The 15,121-nt window shown below is 71.9% G+C and carries 10 protein-coding genes; 8 read left to right on the top strand and 2 right to left on the bottom strand.

The features are described 5' to 3' along the window. The first annotated feature begins 271 nt into the window (after positions 1–271). The 6 genes from ACZ56U_RS11845 (at position 272) to ACZ56U_RS11820 (ending at position 10,340) form a co-directional block, all read left to right on the top strand. The gene (locus tag ACZ56U_RS11845) at positions 272–1,984 is read left to right on the top strand and encodes an urease subunit alpha (protein ID WP_469083894.1); all 1,713 of its coding nucleotides are present in this window, start codon (positions 272–274) and stop codon (positions 1,982–1,984) included. 8 nt (positions 1,985–1,992) lie between these two features. Further along, on the top strand, positions 1,993–3,012 hold the full coding sequence (locus tag ACZ56U_RS11840) for an agmatine deiminase family protein (RefSeq protein WP_469083893.1): 1,020 nt from the start codon (positions 1,993–1,995) through the stop codon (positions 3,010–3,012). 10 nt (positions 3,013–3,022) lie between these two features. Further along, positions 3,023–3,622, top strand: a complete 600-nt coding sequence (locus tag ACZ56U_RS11835; RefSeq protein WP_469083892.1) for a TetR/AcrR family transcriptional regulator — start codon at positions 3,023–3,025, stop codon at positions 3,620–3,622. Positions 3,623–4,137: 515 nt separating this feature from the next. Further along, positions 4,138–5,742 (top strand): citramalate synthase, encoded by a 1,605-nt coding sequence (cimA, locus tag ACZ56U_RS11830; protein ID WP_469083891.1) that lies wholly within the window; start codon positions 4,138–4,140, stop codon positions 5,740–5,742. Positions 5,743–5,929: 187 nt separating this feature from the next. Further along, positions 5,930–8,938 carry a glycoside hydrolase family 3 N-terminal domain-containing protein gene (locus ACZ56U_RS11825; protein ID WP_469083890.1) on the top strand — a complete coding sequence of 1,003 codons (3,009 nt, stop codon included), beginning with the start codon at positions 5,930–5,932 and terminating at the stop codon, positions 8,936–8,938. A 34-nt stretch (positions 8,939–8,972) separates the two neighbouring features. Then, the gene (locus tag ACZ56U_RS11820; protein WP_469083889.1) at positions 8,973–10,340 is read left to right on the top strand and encodes a hypothetical protein; all 1,368 of its coding nucleotides are present in this window, start codon (positions 8,973–8,975) and stop codon (positions 10,338–10,340) included. 138 nt (positions 10,341–10,478) lie between these two features. Here the strand turns inward: ACZ56U_RS11820 and ACZ56U_RS11815 are convergent, their stop codons facing one another. Both ACZ56U_RS11815 and ACZ56U_RS11810 read right to left on the bottom strand, forming a co-directional pair. Beyond that, complete coding sequence (locus ACZ56U_RS11815; protein ID WP_469083888.1) at positions 10,479–11,261, bottom strand: serine protease; 783 nt, start codon at positions 11,259–11,261, stop codon at positions 10,479–10,481. A gap of 283 nt (positions 11,262–11,544) precedes the next feature. Then, entirely contained in the window at positions 11,545–12,099 is a 555-nt protein-coding gene (locus tag ACZ56U_RS11810; RefSeq protein WP_469083887.1) for a YceI family protein, read from the bottom strand. Between the two features lie 133 nt (positions 12,100–12,232). On the opposite strand from ACZ56U_RS11810, the gene ACZ56U_RS11805 reads away from it, so the two are divergent. Both ACZ56U_RS11805 and ACZ56U_RS11800 read left to right on the top strand, forming a co-directional pair. Continuing rightward, on the top strand, positions 12,233–14,578 hold the full coding sequence (locus tag ACZ56U_RS11805; RefSeq protein ID WP_469083886.1) for a polysaccharide lyase 8 family protein: 2,346 nt from the start codon (positions 12,233–12,235) through the stop codon (positions 14,576–14,578). Positions 14,579–14,732: 154 nt separating this feature from the next. Further along, the coding region (locus ACZ56U_RS11800) for a carboxyl transferase domain-containing protein (protein WP_469083885.1) at positions 14,733–15,121 on the top strand (389 nt) is incomplete at its 3' end.

Raw genomic sequence — 15,121 nt, 5'->3', positions numbered from 1 at the left:
GCGCGGGCGTGCGGGATGACGGTCGCGCCGGTGTGCCGGGTGATGGAGGCCCGGGTCTCTGGAGCGACGGCCGCCCGGGCGTGGGGGGCGGCGGGCGCCCGGGCCCACAGGGTGGCGCACACCCGGCCGTACAGGGTGGCGCACACCCGGCCGCACAGGAGGGCCCGCGCCCGGCCGCACAGGAGGGCCCGCGCCCGGCCGCGCAGGACGGCCCGCCCCCGGCCGCACAGGGCGGCCCCCACCCGGCCGTACAAGACGAGGAGGCCGGCCGATGAGCCGTCCCGGAGGACACCCCGCCGAGGCCCGCCGCCTCACCCCGCACGAGTACGCCGCCACCCACGGCCCCCGCGCCGGCGACCGCATACGGCTCGGCGACAGCGGTCTGACGATCCGCGTCGAGTCCGACTCCCAGCGCTACGGCGACGAGTTCCTCGCCGGGTTCGGCAAGACCGCCCGGGACGGACTGCACCTCAAGGCCGCCGCCGTCCGGGAGACCTGCGACGTCGTGATCAGCAACGTCGTCGTGATCGACGCGGCGCTGGGCATCCGCAAGGTCTCCATCGGCATCCGCGAGGGGCGGATCTGCGCGATCGGCCGGGCCGGGAACCCCGACACCCTCGACGGGGTCGACGTCGTCGTCGGCACCGGCACGTCCATCGTGTCCGGCGAGGGCCTGATCGCCACCGCCGGGGCCGTGGACACCCACGTCCATCTGCTGTCGCCGCGGATCATGGAGGCGTCACTGGCGTCCGGGGTCACCACGGTCATCGGCCAGGAGTTCGGGCCGGTGTGGGGCGTGGGCGTCAACTCGCCCTGGGCGCTGCGGCACGCCTTCAACGCCTTCGACGCCTGGCCGGTCAACATCGGCTTCCTGGGCCGGGGTTCGTCGTCCCACGAGGCGCCTCTGGTGGAGGCCCTCGCCGAGGGCGGCGCGTGCGGGTTCAAGGTGCACGAGGACATGGGCGCCCACGCCCGGGCGCTGGACACCGCCCTCAGGGTGGCCGAGGAGCACGACGTCCAGGTCGCCCTGCACAGCGACGGGCTGAACGAGAGCCTCTCCGTGGAGGACACCCTCCGTGTCCTGGACGGCCGCACGATCCACGCCTTCCACATCGAGGGCTGCGGCGGCGGACACGTCCCGAACGTGCTGAAGATGGCCGGGGTCCCGAACGTCATCGGCTCCTCCACCAACCCCACCCTGCCTTTCGGGCGGGACGCGGTCGCCGAGCACTACGGCATGATCGTCTCCGTCCACGACCTGAAGACCGACCTGCCCGGCGACGCCGCCATGGCCCGCGACCGCATCCGCGCCGGGACCATGGGCGCCGAGGACGTCCTGCACGACCTGGGCGCGATCGGCATCACCTCCTCGGACGCGCAGGGCATGGGGCGGGCCGGTGAGACGGTCCGCCGTACCTTCGCGATGGCCGGCAAGATGAAGGCGGAACTCGGCGACCCCGGCGTCGGCCACGACAACGAACGCGTCCTGCGCTACATGGCCAAGCTGACCATCAACCCCGCCCTCGCCCACGGCCTTTCCCACGAGGTCGGCTCCCTGGAGGTCGGCAAGCTGGCCGACATCGTGCTGTGGCGCCCGGAGTACTTCGGGGCGAAGCCGCAGCTGGTGCTGAAGTCCGGCTTCCCGGCGTACGGCGTGACCGGCGACCCGGGCGCGGCCACCGACACCTGCGAACCGCTGGTCCTCGGACCGCAGTTCGGCGCGTACGGCGCCACCCCCGCCGATATCTCCGTCGCCTTCGTCGCGCAGGCCGCGCTCGACCAGGGCGGCGACTCGATGCCGACCCGCCGCCGCAGGGTCGCCGTCCGCGGCACCCGCGGCATCGGACCCGCGGACCTGCGCCTGAACTCCCGTACCGGCGCGGTCGACGTGGACCAGCGCACGGGACTGGTGACGTTGGACGGCGAGCCACTGCGCTCGGAACCCGCCGACTCGGTCTCCCTCAACCGCCTCTACTTCCTCTAGGACTTCGCGTGACCTTCCGCATGCCCCCCGAGTGGGCCCCGCACGAACGCACCTGGATGGCCTGGCCCGGCCCCAACCCGACGTTCACCGACGCCACGGAACTGGCCGAGGCCCGCACCGCCTGGGCGAACGTGGCCCGCGCGGTGCGCCGGTTCGAGCCGGTGACCATGGTGCACGGTCCCGGCCAGGGCGGCTCGGCCCGTGAACTGCTCGGTCCGGACGTCGAGTTGGTCGAGCGCGACCTGGACGACGCGTGGATGCGTGACATCGGCCCGACGTTCGTCAAGGACAGGGAGGGCCGACTGGCCGCCGTGGACTGGGTGTTCAACGGCTGGGGCGGCCAGGACTGGGCCCGCTGGGAGCACGACTCCAAGATCGCCCGCCATGTCGCGGACCTCGCGGGCGTCCCCGTGCTCTCCTCGCCGCTGGTCAACGAGGGCGGCGCGATCCATGTCGACGGCGAGGGCACGGTCCTGCTGACCGACACCGTCCAGCTCGGCGCCGGCCGCAACCCCGGCTGGACCCGTGCGCAGGTCGAGGCGGAGATCCACGCCAGGCTCGGCACCACCAAGGCGATCTGGCTCCCGCACGGCCTCGCGGGCGACTACGGGACCTACGGCACCCAGGGCCACGTCGACATCGTCGCGGCCTTCGCCGGGCCGGGCACCGTCGTCGTGCACAGCCAGCAGAACCCGGGCCACCCCGACCACGCCCGCTCCCGGGCGTACCTGGAGATCCTGCGCGGCGAGACCGACGCCCGGGGCCGCCGCCTGAAGGTCGTCGAGGTCCCCGCGCCGACCGTCCTCAAGGACGCGGACGGCGACTGGGTCGACTACTCCTACATCAACCACTACCTGTGCAACGGCGGGGTCGTGCTCTGCGCCTTCGACGACCCTCGCGACGAGATCGCGGCCGGCATCTTCCGCCGGCTGTTCCCCGAGCGGACGGTGACGCTGGTGGACGCCCGTACCATTTTCGCGGGTGGTGGAGGCATCCACTGCGTCACACAACAGCAGCCGAAGAGCTAGGAGCCGACCGATGGCCGGTGCGCGCCGGAACGCGCCGCCGCGCGGGGACGTTCTCGCCGCCGCCATGGAGATGATCGCCGAACTCGGCCTGGAGAAGCTCACCATGGCCGCGCTCGGCCGTGAGGTCGGCATGAGCAGCGGCCACCTCCTCTACTACTTCCACTCCAAGGACGAGCTGCTGCTGCAGACCCTGGAGTGGAGCGAGGGCCGCCTCGGCAGCGAGCGCGGCCGGCTGCTGGCGCGCACCGGCACGGCCCGGGAACGGCTGGACGCGTACGTCGACCTGTACGTCCCCGACGGCCACCGGGACCCGCACTGGATCCTCTGGCTGGAGGTCTGGAACCGCTCGCAGAACGCCGACGAGACCGCCCGCGACCGGCAGGTCGCCATCGAGGGCGCCTGGCACCGCGACCTGGTGGCGCTCCTCGCGGAGGGGGTGTCGAGGGGTGAGTTCCGCCCGGTCGACCCGGACCGCTTCGCCACCCGGCTGCGCGCCCTCCTCGACGGCTTCTCCATCCATGTGGCGCTCGGTCTGCGCGGCACCGACCGAGCGCAGATTCTCGGCCACGTACGGGAGTTCCTGGACGACAACCTCCTCGCGGACACGTGACCCCGAGCCCGGGTTGTACGCAATAAGGCCGATTGACCCCATGGTCCCCGGTGCGTTTGCCTCGTGAGGAGCCCCGGGCGCGGGGCCGAGCGTCGAGGGGGACCACGGGGGCATGTCCGCAGCCGTGCGTGGGGCCGCGGTCTCCTGGGCCACGGACCTGGTGCCCGGCGACACCGACACCACCACCGACGTCTACGTGCGCCATCTTGAATGAGCGACCGCATCCTGAGACAGGCGTGAGCGGGGTGCGGGGGGTGTGCCAGACTGCCCCCGTGCTCTCGTTCGCCATGATTATTGGCAGCAGGCGCGCCGGTCCGCAGTGACCGCCACGTACGACCAGGTACGGGTGGACACCGTCGTCCTCGACCCGCGCGCAGACCTCTCGCACCCGCGAGGGGTTTTTCGCATTTCTGGCCCACCCGCAGCCGGAGACGAGAGCGCGAGGGAGTATGTGGGGGCGGTGGAGCCGGTCATTCCGGTACGACCGAGATCCAATCCTCAGGAGCCTTGAGACCATGACCGCAACCAGCGAGCTCGACGATTCGTTCCACGTCTTCGACACCACCCTGCGCGACGGCGCCCAGCGGGAGGGCATCAACCTCACCGTCGCGGACAAGCTGGCCATCGCACGGCACCTGGACGACTTCGGCGTGGGCTTCATCGAGGGCGGCTGGCCCGGCGCGAACCCGCGGGACACCGAGTTCTTCGCCCGCGCCCAGGCGGAGATCGAGTTCCGGCACGCCCAGCTGGTCGCCTTCGGCGCGACCCGCCGGGCCGGCGCCAAGGCGGCCCAGGACCCGCAGGTCAACGCGCTGTTGGCGTCCGGTGCCCCGGTGATCACCCTGGTGGCCAAGTCCCACGACCGGCACGTCGAACTCGCCCTGCGCACCACGCTGGACGAGAACCTGGAGATGGTCCGCGACACCGTCTCGTACCTCGTCGGGCAGGGCCGCCGGGTGTTCGTCGACTGCGAGCACTTCTTCGACGGCTACCGCGCCAACCCGGAGTACGCCAAGGCGGTCGTCCGGGCGGCGGCGGACGCCGGTGCCTCCGTCGTCATCCTCTGCGACACCAACGGCGGCATGCTCCCCGCCCAGGTGCAGGCGGTCGTCTCCACGGTCCTGGCCGACACCGGCGCCCGCCTCGGCATCCACGCCCAGGACGACACCGGCTGCGCGGTCGCGAACACCCTGGCCGCGGTCGACGCCGGCGCGACCCACGTGCAGTGCACCGCGAACGGTTACGGCGAACGGGTCGGCAACGCCAACCTGTTCCCGGTGGTCGCGGCCCTGGAGCTGAAGTACGGCAAGAAGGTCCTGCCCGAGGGCCGCCTCCGCGAGATGACCCGCATCTCCCACGCGATCGCCGAGGTGGTCAACCTGACCCCGTCGACGCACCAGCCGTACGTGGGCGTCTCGGCCTTCGCCCACAAGGCGGGCCTGCACGCCTCGGCGATCAAGGTCGACCCGGACCTCTACCAGCACATCGACCCCGAGCAGGTCGGCAACACCATGCGCATGCTGGTCTCCGACATGGCCGGCCGCGCCTCCGTCGAGCTCAAGGGCAAGGAGCTGGGCGTGGACCTCGGCGGCGACCGCGAGCTGGTCGGCCGGGTCGTGGAGCGCGTGAAGGAGCGCGAGCTGGAGGGCTACACGTACGAGGCGGCCGACGCGAGCTTCGAGCTGCTGCTGCGGACCGAGGTGGAGGGCAGGCCGCTCACGTACTTCCAGGTCGAGTCCTGGCGCGCGATCGTCGAGGACCGCCCCGACGGCAGCCACGCCAACGAGGCCACGGTCAAGCTCTTCGCCAAGGGCGAGCGCATCGTCGCCACGGCGGAGGGCAACGGCCCGGTCAACGCCCTGGACCGCGCGCTGCGGGTCGCCCTGGAGAAGATCTACCCCCAGCTCGCCAAGCTGGAGCTCGTCGACTACAAGGTCCGCATCCTGGAGGGCGTCCACGGCACCCAGTCCACGACCCGCGTCCTCATCTCCACGTCCGACGGCACGGGGGAGTGGTCGACGGTGGGCGTGGCGGAGAACGTGATCGCGGCGTCCTGGCAGGCCCTGGAGGACGCGTACACCTACGGTCTGCTGCGGGCCGGCGTCGAGCCCGCCGAGTGACCCACGCCCGGCAGGATGCCTCGGCGAGCTCCCCGAGTTCGCCGAGGCCCCGCACCCGCGCCCGGGTCAGGTCGGACCGGGGAGCCGGAATGGCCGGTGCGGTGTCTTGACGGGCCTGCGGGGCGCCAGTTAACTCACGGCGTGAGGTAAGTCGTGAGTGGACCAAGAGAGCCAAGGGGGAAGCTCCATGCGAAGAACCGCCCTGCTCGCCTCAGCCGCGCTTCTGGCGACACTGCTGCCGATGGTGTCGGCACAAGCCGCCGCCGACGACCCCGTCCCGACCCCGGTCGACCGCTTCGAGGGCGAGGTGCCCTTCGCGAACCCGCCCGCCGGGGGCCTCTTCACCTGGGGCAGCGACAACGACGACCCGCCCGCCCTCCGGTTGACCGCGCGCGACGACGCCCCCGAGGGCGACCGCGTCCTCTCCGGCACCTACGACATCAGCGGCTACGGCGGTTTCACCCACGACTTCGCCTTCGCCGAGCCCGCCCACGACTGGTCCGCCCACAAGGGCGTGCGGTTGTGGTGGGAGGGCCAGGACAACGGCCGGAAGATCGCCTTCGAGCTCAAGGACGGCGGCGCCGACGGCGAGGCCTCGGAGCTGTGGACGACGACCTTCACCGACGACTTCAGCGGCTGGAAACAGATCGAGATCCCCTTCACCGACTTCGTCTACCGCACCGACTACCAACCCGTCGGCGGCATCGACCACATCCTCGGACTGACCGAGACCTGGGGGTACGCCGTCACCCTGCCCGCCGGCGCCCCGGGCCGGTTCGCCATGGACGGCGTCGAGCTGTACGGCAGGGCCGACCAGTCGCTGCGGGCGAGCGTCCTCACCGACGCCGCCGTGTACCCGGTGAAGGAAGGCGCCACCGCCACCGTCGAGATCGCCGTCGCCACCACCGGCTCGGCCCCGATCGACGAACCGGTCACCGTCGCCTACGAGACGACCGGCGGCACCGCGTCGGACGGCGACTACACCCCGGTGAAGGGCGAGTTGACCTTCCCGGCGGGCACCGCCTCCGGTGCCACCCGCACCCTGCGCGTCCCCACCCTCAGGGACAAGGCCGCCGAGAACGCCGAGACCATCCCGCTCAAGCTCACCGTCACCGGCGCCAAGCCCCCGGCGGAGACCCCGCAGATCGTCGTCGACACCCACGGACTGCCGTACCTCGACGCCGAACTGCCCGTGAAACGCAGGGTCGCCGACCTCCTGTCCCGTATGTCCCTCGCCGAGAAGGCCGGTCAGATGACCCAGGCCGAGCGCGGGGCGGTGGGCGCCGGGGGAGACGTCGCCGCCTACGCCCTCGGCTCGCTCCTGTCCGGCGGCGGATCGACGCCCACGCCCAACACCCCCGAGGCCTGGGCGAAGATGATCGACGGATTCCAACTCCGCGCCCAGGCCACCCGGTTCCAGATCCCCCTCGTCTACGGCGTCGACGCCGTGCACGGCCACAACAACCTCGTCGGCGCCACCGTCATGCCCCACAACATCGGGCTCGGCGCCTCCCGGAACCCGCAACTCGTCGAGCGCACCGGCGCGGTGACCGCCGCCGAGGTCCGGGCCACCGGCATCCCGTGGGACTTCGCGCCCTGCCTCTGCGTCACCCGCGACGAACGCTGGGGCCGCTCCTACGAGTCCTTCGGCGAGGACCCCGCGCTCGTCGAGTCCATGGAGACGGTCATCCAGGGTCTCCAGGGCGCCCCGAACGGCAAGGACCTGAAGGACGACGACAAGGTCCTCGCCACCGCCAAGCACTTCGTCGGCGACGGCGGCACCGCGTACGGCTCCTCCACCACCGGCACGTACACCATCGACCAGGGCGTCACCAAGGTCACCCGGCAGCAGCTGGAGGCCGTCCACCTCGCCCCGTACCAGAGCGCCGTCGACCGCGGTGTCGGCACCGTCATGCCCTCGTACTCCTCGCTCGACCTCGTCGGCGACGGCCAGGGCCCCGTCAAGATGCACGCCCGCGCCGACATGATCAACGGAGTGCTGAAGGGCCGTATGGACTTCGACGGCTTCGTGATCAGCGACTGGGACGGCATCGACCAGATCCCGGGCGACCGCGCCTCCGACGTCCGCACCTCGATCAACGCGGGCCTCGACATGGTCATGGTCCCGTACGCCTACCGGGACTTCCACGCCACCCTCGTCGCCGAGGCACGGGCCGGGCGGATCAGCGAGCAGCGCATCGACGACGCGGTCTCCCGCATCCTCACGCAGAAGTTCCGCCTCGGCCTCTTCGAGAAGCCGTACGCCGACACGAGCGGCGCCGCGGCGATCGGTTCCGCCGGACACCGGGCCGTCGCCCGCCGGGCGGCCGCCGAGTCGCAGGTGCTGCTGAAGAACAGCGGCGGGCTGCTCCCCCTGAAGAAGTCCCAGAAGGTGTACGTCGCCGGCTCCAACGCCGACGACATCGGCAACCAGAGCGGCGGCTGGACCGTCACCTGGCAGGGCTCGTCCGGCGCCATCACCCCCGGCACGACGATCCTGGAGGCCATGCGCGAGAACTCCGCGGACCTGACGTACTCCAAGGACGCCTCCGCGCCGCTCGGCGGTCACGACGTCGGAGTGGTCGTCGTCGGCGAGACCCCCTACGCCGAGGGCGTCGGCGATGTCGGCAACGGACACGACCTGCGGCTGTCCGCCGCCGACCAGGCCGCCGTCGACAAGGTGTGCGCGGCCATGAGGTGCGCGGTGCTCATCGTCTCCGGCCGGCCGCAGCTCGTCGGCGACCGACTGGACGCGATCGACGCCCTGGTCGCCTCCTGGCTGCCGGGGACCGAGGGCGACGGCGTGGCCGACGTCCTCTACGGCAAGCGCGCCTTCACCGGCCAACTCCCCGTCACCTGGCCCAGGTCGGAGTCCCAGCTGCCGATCAACGTCGGCGACCCGGCGTACGACCCGCAGTTCCCGTACGGCTGGGGCCTCGCGACCCTGACCAAGGTGCCCGGGGGCGGCGCCGGCACCCTCAAGGCGCTCGGCGTCGCGGCGGCGGTGGCCGAGAGGGCCGGGGCCGACGAGGCGGGCCGCGCGCTCGTGACGAAGGCGCGGCTGATCGTCCAGCAGCGGCCGATCACGGCGGCCCTAGCCAAGCCCTTCGCCGAGGCCGATCACCTGCTGCTGACCGGACGGTACGCGGCGGCGGTCCAGCGGCTGACGCAGGCGTACCGGGCGACGACGGACTGAGGCTGTTCCGGGAGGCTTCGGGTAGCTTCGAAGTATGAAGTCCGTCCTGCGGACCCGAAGCCTCCCAGGGCTGCTGGCAGCCCTGGCGCTCGCGGCCCTGACCGTCCTGGGGCCGGCCCCCGCGCCCGCCTCCGCCGCCACCGACGTCTCCACGATCGCCGAGGCGCTCCGCGAGAGCCCGGTCTACGTCGACCCGGCCGCCTCCGCGCAGATGTCCGCAGGGGAGGCCACCGCGCTCGCCGAGCAGATCGAGCACGCGGACAAGGCCCTCTTCGTGGCGGTCCTGCCCGCGGACCAGCCGACCGAGAACCTCCTGCGCGACCTGCGCACCGCGACCGGCGTGACAGGGCTGTACGCGGCCCGCGTCGGTGACCGCTTCGACGCCGGCGCGGACTCCTCCGTGCTGCCCCGCGCGGCCGTGCGCAACCTGGTGACGAGCGTCCAGGGCGAGCGCGACGCGCAGACCCAGCTGGACGACTTCGCGGACCGGGCGCTGGCCAACATGGGCGGCTCGGCGCCGGCGAGCTGGGGGTCCTCCGGCGACGACGCGGGCGTCTCCACGGGCGCGCTGGTCACCACCGGCGTCGTGCTGGCGGCGGGCGGCGCGGGCGCGTACGCCCTGGTCCGCCGCAACCGCCGCCGCCACGCGGAGGAGCAGCGGGCCGCGCTGGAGAAGCTGCGGGTGGTGGTGGACGAGGACATCACGGCGTTCGGCGAGGAACTGGACCGCCTGGACTTCCATCCCGGCGAGCCCGGCGCGGACGACGCGATGCGCGAGGACTACGAGCGCGCGCTGGACGCCTACGAGAAGGCGAAGTCCTTCATGGCGGCCGCCGGGCACCCGGAGGAGGTGCGCGCGGTCACCCAGGCCCTGGAGGACGGCCGCTTCTCCCTCGCCCGCCTGGCCGCGCGCCGGGAGGGCCGCCCTCTCCCGGAACGCCGTCCGCCCTGCTTCTTCGACCCCCGCCACGGCCCCTCGGTGGCGGACGCGGCCTGGACACCCCCGTCCGGCGCGCCCCGCGAGGTCCCGGTCTGCGCGGCCGACGCGACCCGCCTGGCCGACGGCCGCGACCCCGTGATGCGCGAGGTCGACACCGATCAGGGCCGCCGCCCCTACTGGGACGCGGGCCCCGCCTACGGCCCCTGGGCCGGCGGCTACTTCGGCGGCGGCCTCCTCCCCGGCCTCCTGGTCGGCACGATGCTGGGCAGCATGATGGCCACCCCGGCCTACGGGGCCGACTACGGCGGCGGTTACGGCGACTTCGGCGGGGGACACGAGGGCGGCGACGTCTCGGGCGCGGACTTCGACTCCGGCGACTTCAGCGGCGACTTCGGCGGCGGGGACGTCGGCGGGGGAGGGGACTTCGGCGGAGGAGGCGACTTCGGGGGCGGCGGCTTCTGAGGACGGCGTACGGCGACCGCCGGTGTCCGAGGACCAGGGCGCGCCTCTGCTGGGCGAGGGCGGCTCCCGATGACGGGCGACGGGCCCGGCGCGCACCACACGCCGGACCCGTGAGCCTCGTACGGGAGCGACCGCCCGTCAGAGCGACGCGGCAGCCGACGCGATCGCCGAGGCGAACGTGGACACCTCGGTGTACACACCGGGCGCGTTGGCCCGCGCGCACCCGATGCCCCAGCTGACGATGCCGACCTGGATCCACGCGTTGTTCGCGTCCCGCCGGAACATCGGCCCGCCGGAGTCGCCCTGGCAGGTGTCGACCCCGCCGGCCGTGTACCCCGCGCAGATCTCCTCGTTGGCGATCAGCCCGCTGTAGCCGCTGTACGAACGGCAGGTCGCGTCACTCACGAACGGCACGGTCGCCTTCAGCAGATACCGCTGCTGGGCACCGCCCTCCCGGGCGGCCCCCCACCCGGCGATGGTGAACGTCCCGGTGTTGTACTGCGTCGTCGTGGCGATCTTCAACGTCGGCAGATTGATCGGCGAGGCGAGCTTGATGAGCGCCCAGTCCTTGCCGTCCCCGTTGTAGCCGGGGGCCCGGTACACATACGTCGACCTGACCTGGACCCGCCCGCTGGTGGACTGGAGGTCCACGACGCCCGCGGTCGCGGTGATGCTGGTGTTCGGGCCGGTACCGCTCACGCAGTGCGCGGCCGTCAGCACGATCTGCTGCGTGTACAGCGCGCCGCCGCAGCCCATGGAGAGCCGCACCATGAACGGGAACTCGCCCTGCGCGGCCCGGGTTCCGCCGACGACGGGCGCGGGGGCGGCCTGCGCGGCCGAGACGGGCTGAAGACTGGCGATCGCGAGCGCGGCGGCGCCGACGGCCGCGCATCTCTTGAGGGCCGTGAGGAGTCTCTTCAACGTGATGCCTTCCGTGGGGGTGGAAGTGCTCGAAGACCGAGAATGTCGTGCGCATGCCAATCAAGGCAGCAGAGAAACGCCCCTTCGATGGCATGGGCAGGTCAAATCTGTTGCTGGATTATGAGAACGCTGTGAGACACCGCACAAGGGGTGCGATTCGGCCATCGAACTCCTGCGCGCCCGCACCCCGCGCGGTCGCACCGGCCAGGTCGCCCGCGTCCTCGGCGGAATGCGAAAGCGCCGGTGAGTCGGGGGAGGACTCACCGGCGCCGACGCGGTGGGTTCACGCGTTCTTGATCGCGGAGATGTCGAAGCTCAGCTTGATCTTGTCGGAGATCAGAACGCCGCCGGTCTCCAGCGCGGCGTTCCAGGTCAGGCCCCACTCGGAGCGCTTGATCTCGGACTTGCCCTCGAAGCCCACGCGCTCGTTGCCGAAGGGGTCCTTGGCGGCGCCGTTGAACTCCAGGTCGATGGTGAGCGGCTTGGTGGTGCCGAGAATGGTCAGGTCACCGGTGATGCGGTAGTCCTCGCCGCCGAGCGACTCCGCGGACGTGGAGCGGAAGGTCATCGTCGGGAACTCCTCGATCTTGAAGAAGTCCGCGCTCTTGAGGTGCCCGTCCCGCTCGGCCGACCCGGTGTCGATGCTGTCCATCTTGACGTCGATCGACGCCGTGGACGCGGACGGGTCGCCGCCGTCCAGGTGCAGCGAGCCGCTGAAGTCGAGGAACTTCCCCTTGACGTTGGTCACCATGGCGTGGCGGACGGTGAAGCCGATCGTGGAGTGGGCGGTGTCGATCGCGTAGTCGCCGGTCAGCGCGGTCAGGTCGAGGTTCGTCATGGTGTGCTCCTTGGGAGTGGTTGTTGAAGCTTGAACTATTCAACGGGAACGACGGTAGACCTATTCCGTTCGACTTTCAACATCATCCGCTCTGTGTTGGCGCGGTGACGCTGAGGTGGTAGATGCCCAGGACATGAACCCGGACCGCAGAGCCCTCGTCCGCCCCGCCCGCCGAGCCGTCCTCCTCGCCGCGGCGCTCCTCGCCACGGCCGCTCCGGCCTCGCTCGCCACCCCGGCCCACGCCGAACCCGACCCCGATCCCTACGCCACCCTGCGGCGGCGCTGGCTCGACATCGCCCTCGGCACCGGCTACGACCCGACCGCCGAGCCCTACGCCTCCCGTCTCGCCGGGACCGGCGAACTGGCCCGCGGCTTCTGCGCGACCATGGCCCCCGGCGCGCGCTCCCTCTGGCCCGACCGCCCCTACGACCCGCCGTCCGGCATCACCCAGAGCTACAGCCGCCTGTGGACCATGGCCCAGGCCCACCTCCAGCCCGGCACCGGCTCCACCGGCGACGAGACCCTCCTCGCGGCCGTCCTGCGCGGCCTCGACCACCTCTCCGCCACGATCTACCACCCCGCCACCACCCGCTACGGCAACTGGTGGGAGTGGCAGATCGGCAGCCCCCGCCTCCTCATGGACCTCGCGGTCGCCCTGTACGACCACCTCACCGACGAGCGGCGGCAAGCGGCCTGCGCCGCCGTCGACCACTTCATCCCGGATGTCATGCTCACCGACTACTCCGGCACCTCCACCGGGGCCAACCGCGTCGACCTGTGCCGTTCCGTCGCCCTGCGCGGCATCCTCGGCCGCGCCCCCGACCGGATCGCCCTCGCCCGCGACGCCCTCTCCCCGGTCTTCCCGTACGTGACCCGGGGCGACGGTCTCTACGCCGACGGCTCCTTCGTTCAGCACACCTGGGTCGCCTACTCCGGCACCTACGGCCAGGTCCTCCTCGACGGCCTCGGCCGCCTCTTCGCCCTGCTCGCCGGATCCGAGTGGGAGGTGACCGACCCCGACCGCCAGATCGTCCTGGACAGCGTCGAGCACGCCTACGCGCCCCTGATCCACGACGGCCTGATGATGGACAGCGTCAACGGCCGTGCCATCAGCCGCGGTTACCTCAAGAGCGACGACCGCCATGTGCTGCGCGGCGACCACTTCCACGGCCAGGGGGTCATCGCCGCCATCGCCCTGCTCGCCGAGGGGGCGAGCGAGGAGGAACGGGAGCGCTGGTACGGCCGGATCAAGGGATGGATCGAACGGGACACTGTGGCACCGATCCTGACGGCACGTCAGTTCGGCACGGGCGATCTTGCCCGTCTGCACGCCGTCGCCGCCTCCCCTGTCCCCGCCGCGCCCGACCCGGTCGGCCACCACCTCTTCGCCGCCATGGACCGGGCCGTCCACCGCCGCCCGGGCTTCGTCGCCACCATCGCCATGGCCAGTGACCGGATCGCCCACTACGAGTGCGGCAACGGCGAGAACCCGCGCGGCTGGCACACCGGATCCGGAATGCTCTCCTGGTGGGCCGAGGGCCTGGGTGACCAGTACACGGACTGGTACTGGCCGACGGTCGACTGGTACCGCCTGCCCGGCACGACCGTCTCCACCAGACGTCTCCCCGACAGGGCCGGCGGCGAGTGGGGTGAGCCCAGGCCCGACGTGCGCTGGGTCGGGGGCACGACCGACGGCGAGTACGCGGCGATCGGGCAGCACCTCAAGGGCCTCGGCTCCACGCTCCAGGCCCGCAAGTCGTGGTTCTGCGTCGCCGACGCGGTGATCTGCCTGGGCGCCGGGATCAGCTGCGCCGACGGCGTCCCCGTCGAGACCGTCGTCGACAACCGGAACCTCGGGGAGGGCGGCACCCAGACCTTCGTGCGGGGCCACGGGTGGGCGCATCTGGAGGGACACGGCGGCTGGGTGGTGCCGTACGGCGAACTGCGCACCCTGCGCGAGGACCGCACCGGCGCCTGGTCGGACATCAACACCACCAGCACGACGGAGCGGGCCACCCGCCGCTGGCAGACCCTCTGGCTGGACCACGGCACGGACCCGACCGACGCCTCGTACGTCTACGTCCTGCTGCCGGGAGCCTCCCGCCGGGACGTGGCCGCCCGCGCCGCCGACCGGCGGTGGCTGTCCGTCCTCGCCAACGACGCCGCGTGCCAGGCGGTCCGTGTCCCCTCGCTCGGCCTCACCGCCGCCACCTTCTGGCAGGCCGGTACGGCGGGCAGGCTCACCGCCTCCGCGGGCGCGAGTGTGCTGCTCCGCCGACGGGGCCGCACCGCTACCCTCTGCGTGAGCGAGCCGCCGCGCACCGGGGAGCCGCTGGAGATCACCTGGGACCACCCGGTCGGCACGGTGGTCCGGGCCGACGACTCGGTCGAGATCCTCGCCACGGGCCGCCGTCTGCGTCTGCGTGTCACTCCGTCGAGGGCATGTGAGACACGGGAATGTGAGGTGACTCTCAGCTGAGGGCTTTGTGCGATCTCTACAAGCCGGATGGCCCCTGAGCAGTCAGAACGCCTGCATGCCGCCGAGGTTCTGTTCAGGGGTACCAGGAAAACGGGCCGGAGACTGTACGGAGTCGACGGCTCGCTTTCCTTGCCGCGCTTCGTAAGGTCACTACATGACCGTTTTGGATGACGCGCCGGGTGAGCCGACGGACGCACGCGGGCGAGTGGCCGAGCTGCACGAGATCCGTGCGCAGGCGCTGGCCGGCCCCAGTGAGAAGGCGACCGAGGCACAGCACGCCAAGGGCAAGCTGACGGCCCGGGAGCGCATCGAGCTGCTGCTGGACGCGGGTTCCTTCCGGGAGGTCGAGCAGCTGCGCCGGCACCGGGCGTCCGGATTCGGTCTGGAGTCCAAGAAGCCGTACACCGACGGTGTCATCACCGGCTGGGGCACGGTCGAGGGCCGCACGGTCTTCGTGTACGCGCACGACTTCCGGATCTTCGGCGGCGCCCTGGGCGAGGCCCACGCCACGAAGATCCACAAGATCATGGACATGGCCATCGC

It is taken from the genome of Streptomyces sp. NPDC034103, from assembly GCF_055575395.1.
Note: the sequence above shows the minus strand (reverse complement) of the source record. Positions and strands in the feature narration are given on the sequence as shown.

What these genes read in the sequence shown, in the direction of transcription:
- ACZ56U_RS11805 (WP_469083886.1), top strand. Translation starts at nt 12,233, where the DNA reads ATGAACCCGGACCGCAGAGCCCTCGTCCGCCCCGCCCGCCGAGCCGTC.
- ACZ56U_RS11845 (WP_469083894.1), top strand. Translation starts at nt 272, where the DNA reads ATGAGCCGTCCCGGAGGACACCCCGCCGAGGCCCGCCGCCTCACCCCG.
- ACZ56U_RS11825 (WP_469083890.1), top strand. Translation starts at nt 5,930, where the DNA reads ATGCGAAGAACCGCCCTGCTCGCCTCAGCCGCGCTTCTGGCGACACTG.
- ACZ56U_RS11835 (WP_469083892.1), top strand. Translation starts at nt 3,023, where the DNA reads ATGGCCGGTGCGCGCCGGAACGCGCCGCCGCGCGGGGACGTTCTCGCC.
- ACZ56U_RS11810 (WP_469083887.1), bottom strand. Translation starts at nt 12,099, where the DNA reads ATGACGAACCTCGACCTGACCGCGCTGACCGGCGACTACGCGATCGAC.
- ACZ56U_RS11820 (WP_469083889.1), top strand. Translation starts at nt 8,973, where the DNA reads ATGAAGTCCGTCCTGCGGACCCGAAGCCTCCCAGGGCTGCTGGCAGCC.
- cimA (WP_469083891.1), top strand. Translation starts at nt 4,138, where the DNA reads ATGACCGCAACCAGCGAGCTCGACGATTCGTTCCACGTCTTCGACACC.